Origin of the sequence: Shewanella sp. ALD9, assembly GCF_002836315.1 — a bacterium.
Classification (GTDB): domain Bacteria; phylum Pseudomonadota; class Gammaproteobacteria; order Enterobacterales; family Shewanellaceae; genus Shewanella.
The window spans coordinates 245,317-263,480 of the sequence record NZ_PJCD01000003.1; the positions used below are offsets into that span (position 1 = coordinate 245,317).

An 18,164-nucleotide genomic window follows, 5' to 3' on the forward strand; every position below is an offset into this window, starting at 1 on the left:
AAGAAATGTTATTAGATGAAGCAAAAGTTAAGTTGCTAAACGCAAGTGGAACAGAAGATGGTTTGCTTGCACATATTCACGATTCGTATATCCAAGAAATTCGAACAGAAGAGAAGGTTTTAACTGACGCATTATCTGAACTGCATAACTCTGGCGAAATTGATCTCGTCAAGATTGTAGGATGCGTTGATAAAAGTTCACGTGGACACGATTTTTTTACAATTCTGCATGCCTTTGAAAGTGTGCTTCCTTCACTAGATGCAAGTGTTGAAAATGTCCTAGATTGTCTGGTTCACCTCACGCAACAGGCAGGTAGAGATCTCGCTATTGGTGGAATCTATGGGGCTTTTGAGAACTACTGTAGAGTAAATGCACATCGTCCCAGAGATAGCGTTAACTTTATTCTGGCACAAAGTGAGCTCGTCGCATATGCCCCTTTTCTCTGCGGATCAATCCTCGCATTTGACTCAGATAGTGTGACCGAAGCCATTCAGACGATTGAAAGTTTGCTTGCTATAGAAAATGAAATAGTTAGAAGCCAAGCTTATTTTACTCTGGGGAGGTTAACTATAGATGAGCTTCAGATTGATGTCGTTTGGAGACTACTTAGCAGCAATGCTAGAACTGAGTGTGAAAGTGCTTGTTGTGCTTCGATACTGAGGTCCACACTTCAATTCGGGGAGGCATTCCCTTCTTACTGGTCGCAGATAGAAGAACTTTTAAATACGTTTGTTGAGGGAGCCTCCCCAGAGGTACTCTATGCCATATCGGATATTGTCGCTTTTCAGAGGGTAGATCTTCCGGAGAGTATTCAACATCTTTTGGTAAAGCAGTTAGCCAATGTATCACCTGATCACAAAGGTATCATAGATAACATCGATCATTTACTCGTCAAACTGGTTGAAAAGGAAGCGTCTCCCCTTGCTTTAGAGTTATTGGAATCGATTCTGACTGTAGGTGTGGGGCTCCCACTGTTGGACTATTTCTCCAGCGAACTATTGAGCAAGCATAGAGAGTTACTTAATCACATAATTACAAAGTGGTTTTTGTCGGATGAATCGTCACTTTGTCATAATGTACTAAACCTACTTCATGATGTAACGGGCAAGGACATTGAGCTAAAAGCTGATATGTCATTGTTAGATGATGAAGTTAAGAAAGTATTTGTTAGCCACAAGGCCGTTGGTTGGTTGTTCTCAAGACCAATTGAGGCGGCAAGCTTTATTCTATCTATTTACGAAACTGCTTCACCAACCACCTGTAAGGCTATTGAACAGGCTTTATATAGTCCCTTACTTTTAAGTTACCCAGGTGAACTCAAGCAATTCTTCAATTCAGCTATTGATGAATGTATTCAAGAGCATTTATGTAAACGTTTGCTTGAAAAACTTCAGGGTTATCATTCTGATATTGAGAAAGTATCAGGGCTGAAGGAATTAATGGCTCCAAGCGAAAATATAAGTGCTTATTGGAAAGAATTTAACAAAGATATGCAGGTAGCCTACGAAGAAGCATCAAAAACATCGATTCTTAGACAAATGGTCACGACGCAGACCCTATTATACGGCAATAGCTCTATTTATTATGTACATCAGGGCAATGGGGACCGGGTGCAACAAGAGATGCAAATGCATTCATTTTCCCATTCGACTGAAATGCCAAGGCTCAATGTCTTAGATCCTGAGTCATTAGGTTATATGTTACGGATTTACCGCTACGGGAGTATGAAAAAATGAAGTTGATTCTCAAGCAATATTTGGCTTCATTAAAAGAGCGTAATGAATTAGATGCTGTGTTACCTGATCTACTGAGTAGCATGGGAATGAATGTGTTTATTTCACCGACTCGCGGGTTTAAAGAGTATGGTGTTGATATAGCAGCAGTTGGACAAGTAAATGATGAGGAAGAAAAAGTTTATTTGTTCTCTGTTAAATCGGGAAACCTTACTCGTGAAACTTGGAATGGGAGTGCTGCTCAAGCGCTGAGACCATCGCTAGATGAAATTCAAGACTCTTTTATTCCTAGCCGTATCCCCCCAGAGCATGCAAATAAACAAATTGTGATTTGCTTATGCTTTGGTGGAGATATCAACTCTGGGATTGCACAAGATGTTTCTTGTTATGAAAAAAGGAATACACGAGACAATATCACCTTTGAAAATTGGAATGGTGATAAGTTGTCAGAATTTATTCAACAGTACTTATTAAAAGAAGAATTGCTGCCTAGCTCCAGTCAGGCTTTGCTAAGAAAATCATTGGCACTACTCGAAGAGCCCGAGAGTTCGCATAAACACTTTTCACTGTTGATTGATGAAACTCTGTTAAATGCCACGGATGCAGATTCTGTTGCATCGTCCATAACACGAATTAACGTTTGCTTATGGGTTTTATTTTCATGGTGTCGCGATGGTGGGAATTTAGAGGCTGCATACCTTTCATCCGAACGAGCATTACTTTTAGCTTGGGATAAGGTAAAAGACTACTACACGGGAAGGAACAAACCTTCAAAATCGTTCGATAGTATTTTAAATACATATCAACGAATTACTGATTGTTACATAGATCGATGTTTAATTCCGTTTGTTAAACTCAAATATGCTCTTTCTCATGCAGTTCATTCGCCTTGCTCTATTGATGTAAATATCAAGCTGTTTGATATGCTTGGACGTTTATCTGTCAAAGGCCACTGGGTTCTAGATTCTTTGACAAAGAGCTACGCTGAAAATCTACCTACAGATGGAGAGAACGAAGAGCAGGAAAATTTACGTCTACGTCTCACTGAAATCACAAGGTCAATTAGCCTCTTGGCTGTTAATAATCCAATCTTGCTTTCGCCTTATAAAGACTCGCAAGCAATTGATATTGGCTTAGCCCTAACGTTGCTTTCAAATGACTCAGATTTTGATGAGTTTGTGCAAAGTTGGCTCACGGAAATGTCCAACATGTGCATGTTTTCCTTTGAGAGCAATGGCATGTATCCAATCATACATAACTCTTACGGAAATCTGCTCGAGCACAGCAAAAAGGACAAGGGCGACAATAGTTATAAGAATAAAGTTACGGGAGCTAGTATTTTATACCCATTGCTAACAGTATTTTGCTCCCTATACAAATTAGATTCAGTAAGCCAAAAGTTGGAAAATTTTACTACAGATAAACTCGCTCATAGTACATTACAGTATTGGTATCCAAACCAACACAGTGAACAGAGTATGTACTCGAACTCTGACACGCATGGCTCTGCATCAACTGACTTCCCAATGAATGGAAAGTTAGCACTAGCGCACATAACAGAAGAGTGTGGTAGTGCTGATTTGTTTAAGAGAATGTCAGCCGTTATTAAAAATAAGACACCTTTGATACTAACTGCTTGTCGTTGTTACAGATATCCTGTTCCTTTTCATTACCTTGAGGACTGGCTTGTAATAAAAGACAAAGGCATCGGAGAAAATTAGAGCTGCCAGATAAATTAAGATACTTTTTCTAATCAATGTCTGGTTTCCCCTAGACCTAATGCTAAACCGTTTCTGTTCAAACTCGTGTCAGGCCGATCAGTTCTGGCACGTTTATGCCCCAAAGTTGGTTAGGATCAAAGCTCTATTTAATAATGCTTGCCTTCGTTTTCCATACAAAAGCTAATCGATATTGCTCTTCTAAAGAGACCATTTTTTACTGCCTAGATTGCTTAATCTATTGAGCTGGTTTTATATACAGTTATAATGAGTTTTGGCTTAATTTAAATCAAACAACCTAATAAGTAAGTCTAAGGTAGTAAGTAATAATTATGCGATTAAGCTTAACAAATTGATATTGTCGCAAATAAATTTTATTGGTAATTTTATGAACACTTTATTTTGGCTATCTCGGTTTGTTTTTGGTTTTTGCGAGTAATTTATCGCTTTACATCAACGATATAGCAAATGTCGGATGATATTAATCAATAACTTAAGCGGCCGACTTTATTTGGCGATCTGTTCAATAAGCTGTTAGGTGACTACTCCAAATTCTTTGAAAATTTCGAAAAAATCAGGAATATATTAAACAACAAGGAATAAAAATTTCAAATGAAAACTCAAAAAATCACGCTAACTACCATGTTTTCGTTATTAATTGCATGTAGCACTCAGGTGCATGCTGTTGACACAGATTCTCCAGCACAAAAATCACCTACATCCGTTGTTTCTGAGACATCAATGGCGTTGAATGATAAAATTAAGCGAGTAGAAAGCGGGCTTAGCACTTTAGTGGTGATAAAGGGCATGTCGGATCGAAAGATGACGCTTGCGAATCGCATGAAGTATTACCAAGTGCCTGCTGTCAGCATCGCCTTGGTGAATAATGGTCAAATAGAATGGGCGCGCGCTTATGGTGTTAATACCGCAGGTAGCAAACAGATCACTACGCCAACAACTTTGTTTGAAGCAGCCTCGATTAGTAAGGCTGTTAGTGCGATGGCAGCTTTACATATGGTGGAACAGGGTAAGCTCAAATTAGATGGCGATGTGAATCAACAATTAGTGACTTGGCAAGTCCCAGAAAATGAATTCACCAAAGACAAAAAAGTGAGCTTGCGTCATTTGCTTAATCACAGTGCTGGCATCAACGTTCACGGCTTTATAGGCTATGACTCCACTAAAAAAATTCCGAACTTATTGGCAATATTGGATGGCAAAGCACCAGCGAATTCTGAGCCCATTCGAGTAGTAAACGTTCCAGGTACTGAATGGCATTACTCTGGTGGCGGCTACAGTATTATCCAATTATTGATGACAGAAGCGAGCCACCAAAGCTTTCCTCAATTGATGCAAGAAACGATCTTTACACCTTTAAAAATGACACATAGCCTTTTTACCGATACGCTATCTCCGGCCATGAGTAACCATGCCGTTAGTGCGCACCGAGGTAACGGTAAGGAAATTCAAGGTCGTTGGCATCATTATCCTGAATTGGCCGCCGCTGGTTTGTGGACTACGCCATCCGATTTGGCAAAAATCATTATTGAAGTACAGCAGGCAGAGGCTGGAAAATCAAACAAAATACTGTCGAGACAAATAACCAACAACATGTTGACACGTGTTTTGGGGGAAACTGGCCTTGGCTTTTATGTAGAGCAATTCGCAGATAGAACCAGCTTCAGCCACAGTGGTGGTAGTGAAGGGTTTCGCGTGCATTTATATGGATATACAAAGACCGGGCAAGGTGCGGTCATCATGACCAATAGCGATAACGGTGCCGCGCTGATCGAAGAAATTTTTGCTAGCATAGCTGCCGAATACGACTGGCCAGATTTTAAGGTCACGCAAAAAACGATGATTGCAGCCGACCCAGTGCTGAACCAGAAATTTGCAGGAAAATATGAATTACTCGAACAACCTGCCCATATAATCGCTGGAGGTGAGCACCTGTATTTTCAAAGTAATTTGATTAGCGCGAAACGTGTAGAGCTCTATCGCGAATCTGGTTCACGTTTCTTTATCACTGCACCCGATATGACGATTAACTTTGAGCTTGATACACAAGCAAATGTGACAGGGTTTGACTTAATAAAGGGAAGTAATACTTACCCAGCTACGAAAATGCGGTAGAGTGCAATCAATGGTGCCGTATATAGGGTTTATCCGTCACCTAATCGGGTAGCCGGAGGTATCTAACCTCCAGCCCCCACACCACCCTGCATGCGGCTCTGTACAGGGCGGTTCATTTAGAACGCCTAACTAAACTTTCTGATTAGGATATTGAACTGCGACCCATCCATCTCTCAGTGAATATAATCCTGCTTTCTTCAGATATTCATTACTAATGGTAATGCGAAACGGAGGCAGTAGAGTTTCAATTCTAAATGGTTTATGTCCAAAAGTGTGACAGGATAGCTTAGCAATAAGAAACTAAGCACAAATCAGTCGACCAAATTTTAGTAATACCACAGGGTCGGGAGTTGCTACTCTAATAGTGACGATTCAAAGAGAAGAATTGATGATTAAGAATACTAAACTCAGTATATTGCTCTCAAAATGTGACGTAACGGCACCAATACCTGATGACTTAGCTGAATGGCTTGATTCTCCTTCTGTTGGAAATGAGATTATCACGGATTGCGAAGATACGCCTCTGAGTTCTGATGATGAGTATCGTGCAGCATTAAAGAAAATTGAAGAATTGTTTGATGCAATACCTAATACCGCTGAAGGTTCTGATCTCGAAAAATGGATTTCATTAGAATATCCTATTTTGGAAAGTTTTTTATCTATTCTTGAAAATGACATGCAACAACACCCCGAAAAACTACAGCCGCTTACAGCAAGTATGCGTAGAAGTGCTGAAAGTTTAGTTGAAAGTGTAGAAGTTGATTTTGGTGCTCAGTTATTAGACTAAGATGAATAAACTTGTCTAATACTAATCCGATTGTTGGGTTGTGATATTAGTTGAGTTTCATAGTAATTGGCCGCAATATACTGAATGCAAATGCGGAAAAGCTCCGTCTATAAAGCGTTAAATGCAATTAAGTTCAAGGATGGAGAATAACCGTTGGAATTACATATTAGAGATTTGTTATCACTAGAGTATCACGGAGATAGAGTTGCGAATGGACAACTTAGAGCCAAAGATGTAGCAAAGTACATATCAGCTATTGATGACTTTATGGCTATCACGACAAAGCATTCTTATGGAAAAGACGCCGAGCTTACTTTTAATATATCTGGCTTTAGAAATCAGTCGTTCGATATTGATTTTGCGCTTCAAGTCGTAAATTTAGGTGCTGCTGCAATGTTTTCTTCGGGATCTCCAAAAGATCTGATTTTGCTAGCGACAGACTGCATTAAAGCATGTATACACCTTCAAGGGCATCAGCCTAAAGAAGTACAAAAAAATACCGTAGACAAGTCAGTCCATGTAACAAATCAGCAAGGCGACACGCAAGTTTTTCATATTGAAACTATTAACGTGATAGCCGACCCCAAAGCTGCTAATTCTCTAGATTGTTTCATTCGTGAACCGCTAGCGAAAGGTTTAGAGGCTGTAAAATTAAAGTCTTCGGTTCATAAAATTGAAGCTCATGCCGCAGCAAACGAATGCGACTATTTCAAACCTATCGACTTTGAAACCCCCTTGTTCACAAACTCTATTAAAACAGGCTTGGTCATTGAGTCTCCGTCATTTAAAGACGGTAATAAATGGAAGTTTAGTGACGGACAATCAAGTTTTTATGCTGAAATCACCGATAAACTATTTCTAGATAAAGTGGACAATGGTGAGGAAAGGTTCGGGAAAAATGACATATTGTTAGTCGAAATGGATGTGATTCAAACTCAAACACCGACATGTTTGAAAGTAGAGAAAATTATAACGAAAGTCATTGACCATCAGTACGCACAAAAGCAAAACAGTATGTTTTAAAAATTGCATTTAACACATATGAGCCTTCTGACCTTATGAAATTATTTGAACCTATATTTGCATTAGATAAACAACATAAAAATTTTATATCGATAATGAACTTATCGAATGAGAATGATCGCAATGAGTTACTCCGTTGGAGTGATGGATTTCCTGACCGTGATAACAAGTTAGTAAAAGAGTTTCAAACAACTTTTAATTCAAGCTTTTGGGAAATATACCTGTTCGCCCTATTTAAAGAATTAGGTTTAAAGATGGACTGGGCTTACCCGTCTCCTGATTTTTTATTGGAACACAATCATAAAAGTATTGTTGTTGAAGCAACCATTGCGGCAGCTGCATCAGGTAAAACACCTGAATGGGAAAAAGACTTAGAAAATGGTCCCCCTACAAGGTTTAAACAGATGAATATTGAGTCGGTTATTCGTCTATCAAACTCAATTTCATCTAAGTACAGTAAGTATAAAAATTCTTATTCTCAATTAAGTCATGTAAAATCTAAGCCATTTATCTTAGCTGTTGCACCGTTTGAACAGCCCCATTTTAATTTGCAGTGTGATGTGCCAATTATGGCTCTTTTATATGATTTCTATGTAGATGAAGATGCATATAAAGACGAGCCTCATCTTCACCCAAATGGGCCTCCAGATGTAGCGCTAGGATATGTGAAGAAAGATAATGGTGCCGAAATTGAGTTAGGTCTGTTTGAAGATGGTAGCCACTCCGAAATTAGCGCAATAATATTCAGCACTACAGCGACTTGGGGTAAAGTTGAAGCTATGGCTAGTGAGACAGAGCACCGCTTTGTGCATACTGTTTGGTGGTCAGAAGCAGAACGCAAGCCTATTTATAGGAGTTCCACAACTGAAATAGACAAAGAAACCATTGTCGATGGCTTGTACGTTTTTCATAATCCATTTGCGAAAATACCTGTTGACGCCTCAGTCTTCAGACAAAAAGGAGTTACTCAAGTATTCGTAGATCCTCAGACTAAAAAAATCACAAAAGAGAGAAATGGTTTATGCCTTTTACATAGGCAAACGATGACTATTTTAAAAAAGTGAGCTAACAAGTATGTAAGGCTTTAAGATACTTTTTCTAATCCTCAATAAGCACGTTAGAGCTGGTGAACTAACGTATTACTGTCCAAAAATGAGCTAGTGAATCACTCTGGGATAGTCTGGTTTCTGGTTCATACGCATAGCATATGCAATATTATGGATTTTTGTATCTAAGGCCGTGGCTAAATTCAGTTGGCACTACACTCTGAGTGATTCACCAGAAAATCTCACCGCTGAGTTATGACTACGGAGTAACGCGCTTTTCCAGATAGCATCTTTAGCCGAATGCTGATAAGTTCATTTTGTTGCAATATAGTTATCCATGCGTATTTTTACTGGTCTTACTTAGGTAAGTTCGCATGTTCGCAAGCAAAACCCAAAAATCAAAGTTTCTGGTATGCGTAGAAAATTCTAGTATCGTGAAATTGAGTTCACATGTAATCATTGGAGGATTAATGGCTAAAAATATACGTGGCAATAACGATGGGGAGCATGGTGAAAATGACTCTTATACTATTCATGGTCGAGGAGTTGTTAGCAGAGAAACGCTTGTCGATGAAATCAATACAGGAAAACATCCTAACCATCACGTAGTAAATGTAAATGGTGAAGATTATGCTCGTTCAAATCCTGACGCTGAGGAATCAAACAACGTAAACAAAGACTAACTACGTAATGCTAATAAACGTTCAGACTATTGAGCACTTAAATAGTGCCGTGAATCACTCTGGGCCAGAGTGATTCACTAACTGATTTTTTGGACAAAAATGCGTCGGTTTATTCCCAAGGTGCTTTTCGTTTAGACAGCTTTTTGAGAGCTTCTACCTTGGCTGGCTCTGTCTCAGAATGAAGATATGTTACAAACTTTTCGTAGTCGGCGTCGTTTAACGCTATTAGTTCAGCTTTTTCTAACATTTCAGTCCATTCTTTAATACTGACTTCACTAAGTTCATCTGCATGTGCTGTATAAGAAGTCATACTTTCTAGCAATTCTTTTTCAGTTAAGTTTTTTTTAGTCATCACAAATCCAAGGAACGAATTTTGGTTAGCCGCATTATAGCAATTATCGGTTTATCTGATTCAAATTTAATCTGCGGTTAGCAAAGTTTGGGGCTAAACCAAGTCAGTGTTTTAAAAATATTCTTATTCTACTCACTCTTCAAACTAGCAGGTTAAGAAAATACTGGAAAGGTTCATTATGGTGATTTGCGAGCCGACCATCCGACCCTGGGATGGGTCGGCTGAGCTACAAGGACGTACTTGCTGCGTGTCGGTGAGTAAATGCCATACTGAAACTATAAAGATAAACTTCACGATACATTCTTTACAGTGAGCGAAGCTTCATTCTCATAGTGGTCGTAGGCCATATTCCAAACAAACCTTGGGGCATAAGCTAGCTAGCCGCCTATCTAAATACCTACAAGCCAAGTGATTTACAACGGCTATCGACTACTGTATTTACATTACTCTGAAGATTTTCAATACGTTTTGACCGCTTACACTCCCACTTAGAAACAGGATCTTGTTTATCCCAAACTTGCATTAATTGACTTTGTTGTTTACTCATTTTGTATTTAGGATAAGCATGTTCCATATACATGTATGTTCGAGCGATAACGCCACGAGCAGCTATCGGTGGTTGTGCCTTACGCTCATCTATACGCATATCACAACTACCAAAGTCAGACACCGCTGAGGGCAACATAGTAAAGTTGTAGTTGCTGCGTAGTGCATTTACTGCACCGATGGCAGGGAAAAGATTGTGCATATCGGCTTGCATATATCGATACTCTGTATTCATCTTCTCAGCACACTTACGTCCCTTAAACGACTTACCTTTACTATCGACACAACTTTTGTGACCATCACGCCACTCACTGAAGGCTCTGCCAAAGTTTTCCGCCGGAACTACATGTTCCCACTCAACCCGTTTTGCCCGTTTCATGTACTTAGAAGTAATAAAACCAGTAGGTGCTTCGATGTTCTTTTTAGCGTCAAATTTAGCACCACAGTAGATGGTTACACGGTGATCTTGATAGACCTCCCGCTCGAGCATCTTCTTTGCTTTGTTGAATGAATCATTAGATGCATTTCCTGCTGCAATGGCTGTAGAGCTGAGAGCCAGTAGAAAGAGTGGTAGACCAATTTTGAGGAGGTTCATTGGAAACTTTAAGCTAAGGAACAGTGACTAGATAATGCCTGATTTATCTAGTCAGACCAAGCATATGAGTGATACTAACAGTGAAAACATTAATCAAAGCAAAAACCTAGTTAACACTTTATGCTGGGCACACTTAGCCATTTGGTTGTGTATTGCGGTGTTAGCAAATCACGGCGCATTGCCCACTTATGCTCTATGCCTTGAGCTGCTAGAAACATCGTATCACTGCCATAGCGTTGGTTAATGTCATCTAGCGTATGCATCAAAGCTGGATTAGCTTTAGGAGGGGTAAACAAATCGAATTGGTTGTATTTTTCGCTGGCTAAATCGATAAGCCCTATACCGATTTTATAATAATGTATGCCTTCACGAAAAAGCTTTGGTGCGGCCTCACTCATAGCTTTGGTTAGCTCTACCGTACAGTTAGTTGGACATGGAAAATGCACAATAGCTTTGTTGTAGTGGCATAGTTATTTTGGCCACTACAGTGATAGTGAAGACAAAGGTACAATAGAAGTGATAGTAGCAAAAAATAATGGCCCTATTGGCTGCGTTAAATTGTTATATCAGGAACAATTCTGTCGTGCAGATAACTACCTAAAGTAAATAAGATTAACTGTTTCACTCACAACGAATACACTAATGTCGTTATGACGTGGAGCGCGAGCAGCGGTGAGCACATAAGTTCACCGCTGGCGATAGATAACTGTTAAGTTACTTTTCCAATGGAAACAACTCAACGTCAAAACTGTGGTTAGCCACTCGAAACCTAGTGAGCCGTCATTCAAAGGCTAACAAGCTTTTGGACAGAAACGAGCCAGTGGCGCTGCTAATTTAGTTATTATTGAATTACTTTTTGTATGGCACAACGCCTTAAACAGACAGCCCAACGGGAGGACAAGAAAACCAGACGTTAGAAGCCACTCTTAATTGCATATTCCGCCCACAATGGACCACTGCTTCGCAACTCATGGACCAGTACTCAGAATTGCTTGGACCAGGCTTCCGCTGAGAATGGACCACAAAATACCATCTCGATGAACAAGTCGAACAAGCAGTAGAGAAACAAACCGAGCAGCCAAACTATAACGCGCTGGGGTCTAGGCCCGAAACAATGGGTGTCTCGTTTAAATGTTCAAATAAAAACTCGAACAACAATGAATATCGTAATAAAAAAATATGTTACATAGCTATGCAACCTAATTTTTCTAGGGTCTATACTGGTTTCAAAATCAAGTTCATATATTTTTAACCTTTTACAAAGAAGTGAATAAATGTATAGCCATAAAGCACATATTAAAAATATAAAAAAATACCCGCTCACGCTAACATCTGAAAAAATACTAACATCATTTGCATTTAACACCCCATGCAAGATGAGAAAAACAAAACCTAATGATGAAAGCAATACCATAGACACTGCCCCAGAATGGCCAAAGCTTTTACTTCTATAATATGCATAACCGCCAACAATATAACTACGAAAATTATACATTTTTAATTACCTCTAAGGTTTATATCTGTGTAGTGGCACATCTATTTTGGTCACTGCTTTATAGATTTCGAAGTCGATATTTAGTTTCTATCATTAGATAAATGATGCAAGTCAGAAATCGTGATTAACTCATAACGGGGCATAAACGTGCCAGAACTGATCGGTATGACACAAGTTTGGACCAAAGCGCGTTAGCCCGAAGCCAGCGCAAAATGGCAGGATTGTATGCGTGAATCAGACTAGGCAAGTATGAGTCAGTGAATCACTCTGGGATCGTCTGGTTCATAAGCTAGCATATGCAATATTGTGGATTCTAACCTCTAAAGCTGTGGCCAAGTTCAGTTGGCCACTACACTCTGAGCTAGAGTTAAGTTGTAGCTCAGAGTGTCAAATTATTTGTTATCCCTTACGTATTGAACACATTAAGTTATAAAACGTACCAAATCTGTATGCAAAACGTTCGCGATCTACCCTGCCAAAAAGCTATTTGTTAATTGTTAGCAATACTAGCAAATGGGTGAATAAAAAAATTTATTAACATTTAGATCGTTATTTTATATCATTTTAAGTGGCTAGACCAAGTCGCTCTAGAACTTGTATTGGTAAAACTTCTAAAGATTTGTCTAATAAATCCTTAGTTTTGGATTTTTCTAGCTCTGCATATTGTTTACGTAGTAAAGATAATTCATCAGCAATAACCTCTTTATTCTCATTCCTAAACCCTGTGCTAATGAGTTTTTTAATTTTTAAAACCAAAAGTTTTTCGTTCATCTTCTCAAACTCTTCACAAAGGCAAGAGCTAAAATGTTTATCAACAAATATTTGACTACTAACGCTATAACCAACAGAGCGTGCTATTTCTATCTTCGTTAGTTGCCAAGAGCCTTTGGTACCTGGTCCGTAATGAGATTTTTTACTATGAGCTTTGATATATGATTGGCGGTCTTTATAAAAAAGTAAAATTGATTCATAGATTTTTAGGCTTAAAGCATCAGCAGTTGTATCAACCCATTTCGGATAAGTTGTAATAGTTATGTCTTTAGAACTCTCTGATTTTCTTTCTTTTAGGATGTTTAGTACATCTAACATGGAGTTTTTCCCTTATGGAGTGAAGTGTTTAGTGCTTCTAATATTTGATTCAGTATGATTTCAGAAGCTCCTATTTTCTTCAGGTGGGTGTAAGCATTGGAAACGGTCATTCTAGATGCCTCTTTTAAAATGTAAGGGATCGGAGCATAAAGAGCCTTTATGTCACCAGCAATCGATATAAGTATTCCTTCTGTATTTGTGGCTTGAGTGAAAAAATTATTACAACCAAAACAGATGCTTGGTGAGGCATTGAATCTTTGAGGAGAACCATCAATAGCGCAATTGGTTTTATCTTGATCAAGCCTGTACAACAAACAGTACCCCCATGGAGATGTTTTTATATCGATGATTTGTGTTGATGCAAAGTCATCAATGATATCTGAGTCAATTGAACCATCATTCCTCAACATCTGTGTTTTTTGAAGACTTTTATTGATTAATTGAATTATTTTCCCAGAATATCCCTCTCCACCACGCTTAACAAAGTTGTTAAGGAGAGCACTAATAACTTGTTTTTTTGCCATTTTATGAATAATTTGATTGTCTTTATTTCTTATATAGGCCAGCCACATCGATTGTGATATATGTTTAAAATGAGAACGTATCATCCATCCAGCATCACCATCAAATCGTCTATATACACATTCAGCCCACATATGCCTAAAGGCGTGAGGGGTAGGGTAGATACAATTATCCTTTAATATATTGTTAACGGTATTTGTTAAATCCCTGTTAGGTAAGCTAGTGGCATTTACTCCATCTAAAGTGTCTTGAGGTACGTATGTTCTGATAAGTTCTGATTCATTTTCTGGCAAGTTACCTGAAACGTACTCTCTTAATAATTCATAGTCCAACTTGACAGACAGCATTACTCTATCTATTTCTTCACGAAGTCTGATCTTTACTTCTCTTAAGTTTACGTCACAAACTATATTTTCTGAATGAAGATGCGAGTCATTAACTAAATTTTGATATCTTGTATGTTCTTGTTTGGAAAGAACCTTTCCTGAAGATATTGATTTGGTTGTTTTCTCATACTCTTCTCTATCATCATCCAGTTTAAACGGTTTGTATTCTTTTACGAAATGTAACCATAAGAGACGAGTTTGATTATTTACAGTCTTTGCTCTGCTCTCTCCGTCTGTTACTAATGGTCTGACAATTTTACTTAACAGACATGCGCTGTTCTCACTGTTTCCCGTAAGAAGGCTTATTTTATAAATTAAATGATAAGTGTCTTGAGTTATTTCCCGTTCAAGTATCGTCTCTTTGGCCACTTTTTTTGCAGTCCAAAACACTTTATAACGACATGGGTGAAAATATTGGTCTAATTTATCATCGTTTATTGATATGTTTATAGAGTTTAGAGGAAATCCAAATTCACTTTGTCTCCAACCTAACAATGCCATGATATAGACAAATCCAGCACTAATAGTGGAATAAATAAACCTTAGGTGTTTGAATGTGTTGTTTTTTTTGTCTGTTTCATCATGGATGTCTTGTTTGGAAAAGTAACTTACAATACATTCATCTTTTAATATTTTTTTAAGTGATAGAAGTGAATAAGTAAAATTTTTGTATGGTAAATCGAAATCAGATGATTCAAGTAGGGCTCTAGTATGTTTTAGGGTTTCAGGAGTAGTTGTTGATTGAACAATGACTTTAAGTCTATCCGTTATGTGTTCTCGTTCACTATTCGATTGAACGTTATTTATTAGTTTTAGTTCAGTAGCCATTCTACTGATCGATTCAGCGCTCGTAATTTCTACTTCAGCATAATGGAAGCGGTAATGATTCTCATAACAAGATATAATATTTTTGCTTACTGAATTTCGTTTTTTAATACCTTTTTTATAAGCAGCATATGCAGCTTTATCACTTGATTTCGGAATCGTCTTTGTTGTTCTCTTATTTTGTGTCTCACCATTTAAAATATTTGCTTCGATAGTCAAATTTTCTTGATTTTTAGAATACCCAGCTTGAATGCTAAATGAGCCAAACTCAGATGATGTTTTTTTTAAGGCTATTGATTTTACATATGTATCTCGAAAATATGTAGCACAATGGTCCACATAATAGCGGCCGTAATCCAATGTTAGGTAGTTAAAACTAGCTCCACGCTTGTAGTCATTTATACTTATTTCGTCATCAGATGATATGGTTAAAATGTTTCCTATTGCTTTATCTATGTTACGATTGCCTACCGTCGAATTCCCCCATATGAATTCGGAGAACCTAATTTCATCCAGTGTAGCTTGATACCCTATTCGACGACTAATCCAGCCTAGTTGTATTGAGCCATAATTGATAGGAGTTGAACTTCGTGTTATTACGTTTTTGATTCTATCAAGGCGATGAAACATTTGATGGTTTAAGTATTCTTCAAGCGACTTAGGTTCACTTAAATTGATAGTTGAAATATTGTTATTTTTTAAGTAATCACAGGTTAAAATTAGTGACCTAAATAGGTTTATTCTTGAAGAATCGCTTGCTAACAGAGATGCTTCTGTTAGATATAAAAGCTTAATTATAGTTAAAAATGTTACATTAAAAATAGTACCGTTTTCAAATGACCTAGTTCCGGTTACCGAAAATGGCTCTATATCCATACTTATACCCTTATCCTTATCCATATCCTTAATAATGTTAAAATTAAGTGAACTAATGATTTTACTCTTTGGGAACCGCCATTCATCATCTTCAAAATTTGTATCCTCTGATGCACCTAATGCTTTCAGAAGGGACTGTAAGTTTTTATGTTTATATTGGTTAGGTATTACTTCTAAAAGGTTATGAGTAGACCCTATTTTTTTTATAATCATTAGTACAATCCTTTTAAGTGATTTGAAAAAATACTAGGTAAATATTCTCTTAAATCATTAAATAATTTCTCACCATCTCGTAAGATATTTGCTGAGAACATGCCATTTTTAAGCATTTCCTCTGCCCAAATGGCATTTGGCAATGCTGTATTTAATGTGAATTCAGGATTAACGGCCAATAAGTTTTCACCAAATTTTTTAAATTCTTCATAATAATGAATGCATTGGATAACCGCCTCTTCAGAATCATGAACTATGATTTGATCTAGTAGCATAGATGAGTCACTTTTAACCGGAAAAATATTGGTTTTTATATTCACATCATTATTACCAGTTACAACTCTTGTCCGTACTGTTAAAATCTCGGATCTTTTTATTGCATGCGTGATTTGTTCTGATAAAAAGTTAGACTGCAAATCATTTAAAACAAGACGAGTAATTCGACCGTTTATATTTAGCCACTCTTTGTTTTTATCAGTCATGTATTCGGTGCCTTCAGTTGCTGAAGAATGTGAACGTTTATCTTGTAAATCACCTTCCCGGTAAAGGTCGGATTGAGAGTAAATTGATGAATTTTTGATACCTTGCAATGTATAGATTGAACGCGGGAGTGGTTTTTTACATTGAGAATCAAAATGTTTTTTATTGAAATGACTACCTCTTCTATTTTTTTCTTTTAACCATCGTCCAATGGAATCACCTTTGGAAGACATTATTTGCAACGCCTTTAATACAACATTTGATGCAGAACGCTTGGTTAGTGCATTCTCATAATCTGTCTGGAACTCTTCTAGTGATAATAGATTTAGTAAGATTTTATGCTGATGATTGGCGTGAAATTGAGCTGGTATACAGACTTTCTTACTGACGAGAGGGCCTTTATGCGAATAAAGCTTACACATTTCAATGTACGCATGAATTGCTTTACCTTCAATTTGTGTTAAAGGAATTTCCACTGGTTGTTTCAGAGTATAATTTGAACGCGATTTATAATAATTACAGTGTACAAATATTGGGACTTTTTGTGTGTTATGTTCAACTCCTATGTGATTACCCTCTATTGATAATTGTGATATATCCGAAGGTTGAATCGTCCACCAAGCACATATAATTGAGAAAAGTTGTTGTTCTATATGTGAAGTACTATCTAAAAAATTAGGGTTCAATAATGCTGGGGATCTTGCGAAAGATGCTGTTCTAGATACCCTTTGGGGCGAATCGAAATACATTTTTTCTATTTTCGAGCCTGAAGACAAAATATCTGAAATATACTGTGAACAGTTTTCTAAACGAGTATCAATTAAATCGAGTAGTATGATTTCTTGAAATAGTATAGGTATGTTGGAGCCGTACGTTGAGATTACCATTTCGATAAAGCTAAAAGCATAAGAATTTTTTTCGCCTTCGGTTTTCTGTCCTTCAAGATAGGTCTCATTTAAAAGTTTTTGTAACCGATTGGCCGTATCACTAAATTTTTCTCCAGGTTGCATATTACCTTTAACAAAGTTAAGTTTTATATCTATTAGTGAGATAAGGAGAGATGAGATAGCAATTATGAAACTGTTAATCACAATTTTTGGACTGGCTAGTTTTAAGTAATTTTCTGCTCCAATCTCTTTGCGAAGCCATGGAACAGAAAAACTATTAGTTAAACAATCTGGAATAACAGAATCTTTAGGAGCTAATTTAGACAAAGAAATGACTGTTCTAAGATACATTATCTCATTCGAACTAAGGCTAAGTCTCTCTTTTCTAAGGTAGTGTTTGCATGCGGTTTTAAGTTGTTTTAAACCTGATGATTGAGTTTTAACTTTGTGATATTTAACTCTGAAGGATTCATATTTCCTCAATAAATCAAACCTTAGTTCAGAAGTATCTGGTTGATCAAGTAACCATGACAAAAAGCGTTTCATGTTTGCAAAAATGGTATTTATGTTAATATTTTCAATATTATGGTTGATAAAAAAACCTGCAACATAGAAGAGAATTTTTTTATCATCAGAAGTTTGTTTAGGGAGTTCAATTATATTCCCATTCCAAATTATGCTATCAGATTTGAATGGCAAATTGTGTGTTTCTAAAGGGACTATAGAAGCAAATAAATTTTCTAGTTTATGATCTGAGTATATTGATTTTTTCAAT

Annotated in this window: 12 protein-coding genes and 1 pseudogene; 7 read left to right on the forward strand and 6 right to left on the reverse strand. The window is 37.3% G+C overall.

Going from position 1 to position 18,164, the window contains the following annotated elements; all coding sequences use genetic code 11:
- The first annotated feature begins 5 nt into the window (after positions 1 to 5).
- The 7 genes from CXF88_RS08715 to CXF88_RS08750 all read left to right on the forward strand — a co-directional run bounded on the left by CXF88_RS08715 (position 6) and on the right by CXF88_RS08750 (position 9,123).
- On the forward strand, positions 6 to 1,736 hold the full coding sequence (locus tag CXF88_RS08715) for a hypothetical protein (RefSeq protein WP_197708426.1): 1,731 nt from the start codon (positions 6 to 8) through the stop codon (positions 1,734 to 1,736).
- Positions 1,733 to 3,454, forward strand: a complete 1,722-nt coding sequence (locus CXF88_RS08720) for a hypothetical protein (protein ID WP_101086514.1) — start codon at positions 1,733 to 1,735, stop codon at positions 3,452 to 3,454. Before CXF88_RS08715 ends, CXF88_RS08720 begins: the two co-directional genes overlap by 4 nt.
- Before the next feature lie 609 nt (positions 3,455 to 4,063).
- Complete coding sequence (locus CXF88_RS08725; RefSeq protein WP_226410988.1) at positions 4,064 to 5,584, forward strand: serine hydrolase domain-containing protein; 1,521 nt, start codon at positions 4,064 to 4,066, stop codon at positions 5,582 to 5,584.
- A 388-nt stretch (positions 5,585 to 5,972) separates the two neighbouring features.
- Positions 5,973 to 6,371 (forward strand): type II toxin-antitoxin system PrlF family antitoxin, encoded by a 399-nt coding sequence (locus CXF88_RS21915; protein ID WP_197708427.1) that lies wholly within the window; start codon positions 5,973 to 5,975, stop codon positions 6,369 to 6,371.
- A 153-nt stretch (positions 6,372 to 6,524) separates the two neighbouring features.
- Complete coding sequence (locus CXF88_RS08740; protein ID WP_101086515.1) at positions 6,525 to 7,394, forward strand: hypothetical protein; 870 nt, start codon at positions 6,525 to 6,527, stop codon at positions 7,392 to 7,394.
- A gap of 35 nt (positions 7,395 to 7,429) precedes the next feature.
- Positions 7,430 to 8,458, forward strand: a complete 1,029-nt coding sequence (locus CXF88_RS08745) for a hypothetical protein (protein ID WP_101086516.1) — start codon at positions 7,430 to 7,432, stop codon at positions 8,456 to 8,458.
- Between the two features lie 452 nt (positions 8,459 to 8,910).
- Positions 8,911 to 9,123, forward strand: coding sequence for a DUF3892 domain-containing protein (locus CXF88_RS08750; RefSeq protein ID WP_101087196.1), 213 nt, complete (start codon positions 8,911 to 8,913; stop codon positions 9,121 to 9,123).
- Positions 9,124 to 9,232: 109 nt separating this feature from the next.
- On the opposite strand, the gene CXF88_RS08755 is transcribed toward CXF88_RS08750, so the two are convergent.
- The 6 genes and pseudogenes from CXF88_RS08755 to CXF88_RS08785 all read right to left on the reverse strand — a co-directional run bounded on the left by CXF88_RS08755 (position 9,233) and on the right by CXF88_RS08785 (position 18,163).
- Complete coding sequence (locus tag CXF88_RS08755; RefSeq protein WP_101086517.1) at positions 9,233 to 9,475, reverse strand: hypothetical protein; 243 nt, start codon at positions 9,473 to 9,475, stop codon at positions 9,233 to 9,235.
- A 397-nt stretch (positions 9,476 to 9,872) separates the two neighbouring features.
- A complete protein-coding gene (locus CXF88_RS08760) occupies positions 9,873 to 10,616 on the reverse strand; it encodes an endonuclease (protein ID WP_101086518.1) in 744 nt (247 codons plus the stop codon).
- A 110-nt stretch (positions 10,617 to 10,726) separates the two neighbouring features.
- Positions 10,727 to 11,071 (reverse strand): annotated as a pseudogene (locus CXF88_RS08765) (DUF4113 domain-containing protein); the annotation flags it as partial.
- A gap of 1,604 nt (positions 11,072 to 12,675) precedes the next feature.
- Complete coding sequence (locus tag CXF88_RS08775; protein ID WP_101086520.1) at positions 12,676 to 13,200, reverse strand: hypothetical protein; 525 nt, start codon at positions 13,198 to 13,200, stop codon at positions 12,676 to 12,678.
- Positions 13,194 to 16,022, reverse strand: coding sequence for a hypothetical protein (locus CXF88_RS08780; RefSeq protein WP_101086521.1), 2,829 nt, complete (start codon positions 16,020 to 16,022; stop codon positions 13,194 to 13,196). The genes CXF88_RS08775 and CXF88_RS08780 overlap by 7 nt, the downstream gene beginning before the upstream one ends.
- A complete protein-coding gene (locus CXF88_RS08785) occupies positions 16,022 to 18,163 on the reverse strand; it encodes a hypothetical protein (RefSeq protein ID WP_101086522.1) in 2,142 nt (713 codons plus the stop codon). The genes CXF88_RS08780 and CXF88_RS08785 overlap by 1 nt, the downstream gene beginning before the upstream one ends.
- Position 18,164: the final 1 nt, after the last annotated feature.

Bases quoted from the DNA above. Each gene is read 5' to 3' on its own strand.
- CXF88_RS08715 (WP_197708426.1), top strand. From the start codon at position 6: ATGTTATTAGATGAAGCAAAAGTTAAGTTGCTAAACGCAAGTGGAACA.
- CXF88_RS08775 (WP_101086520.1), bottom strand. From the start codon at position 13,200: ATGTTAGATGTACTAAACATCCTAAAAGAAAGAAAATCAGAGAGTTCT.
- CXF88_RS08755 (WP_101086517.1), bottom strand. From the start codon at position 9,475: ATGACTAAAAAAAACTTAACTGAAAAAGAATTGCTAGAAAGTATGACT.
- CXF88_RS08725 (WP_226410988.1), top strand. From the start codon at position 4,064: ATGAAAACTCAAAAAATCACGCTAACTACCATGTTTTCGTTATTAATT.
- CXF88_RS08750 (WP_101087196.1), top strand. From the start codon at position 8,911: ATGGCTAAAAATATACGTGGCAATAACGATGGGGAGCATGGTGAAAAT.
- CXF88_RS08745 (WP_101086516.1), top strand. From the start codon at position 7,430: ATGAAATTATTTGAACCTATATTTGCATTAGATAAACAACATAAAAAT.
- CXF88_RS08760 (WP_101086518.1), bottom strand. From the start codon at position 10,616: ATGAACCTCCTCAAAATTGGTCTACCACTCTTTCTACTGGCTCTCAGC.
- CXF88_RS08780 (WP_101086521.1), bottom strand. From the start codon at position 16,022: ATGATTATAAAAAAAATAGGGTCTACTCATAACCTTTTAGAAGTAATA.
- CXF88_RS21915 (WP_197708427.1), top strand. From the start codon at position 5,973: ATGATTAAGAATACTAAACTCAGTATATTGCTCTCAAAATGTGACGTA.
- CXF88_RS08720 (WP_101086514.1), top strand. From the start codon at position 1,733: ATGAAGTTGATTCTCAAGCAATATTTGGCTTCATTAAAAGAGCGTAAT.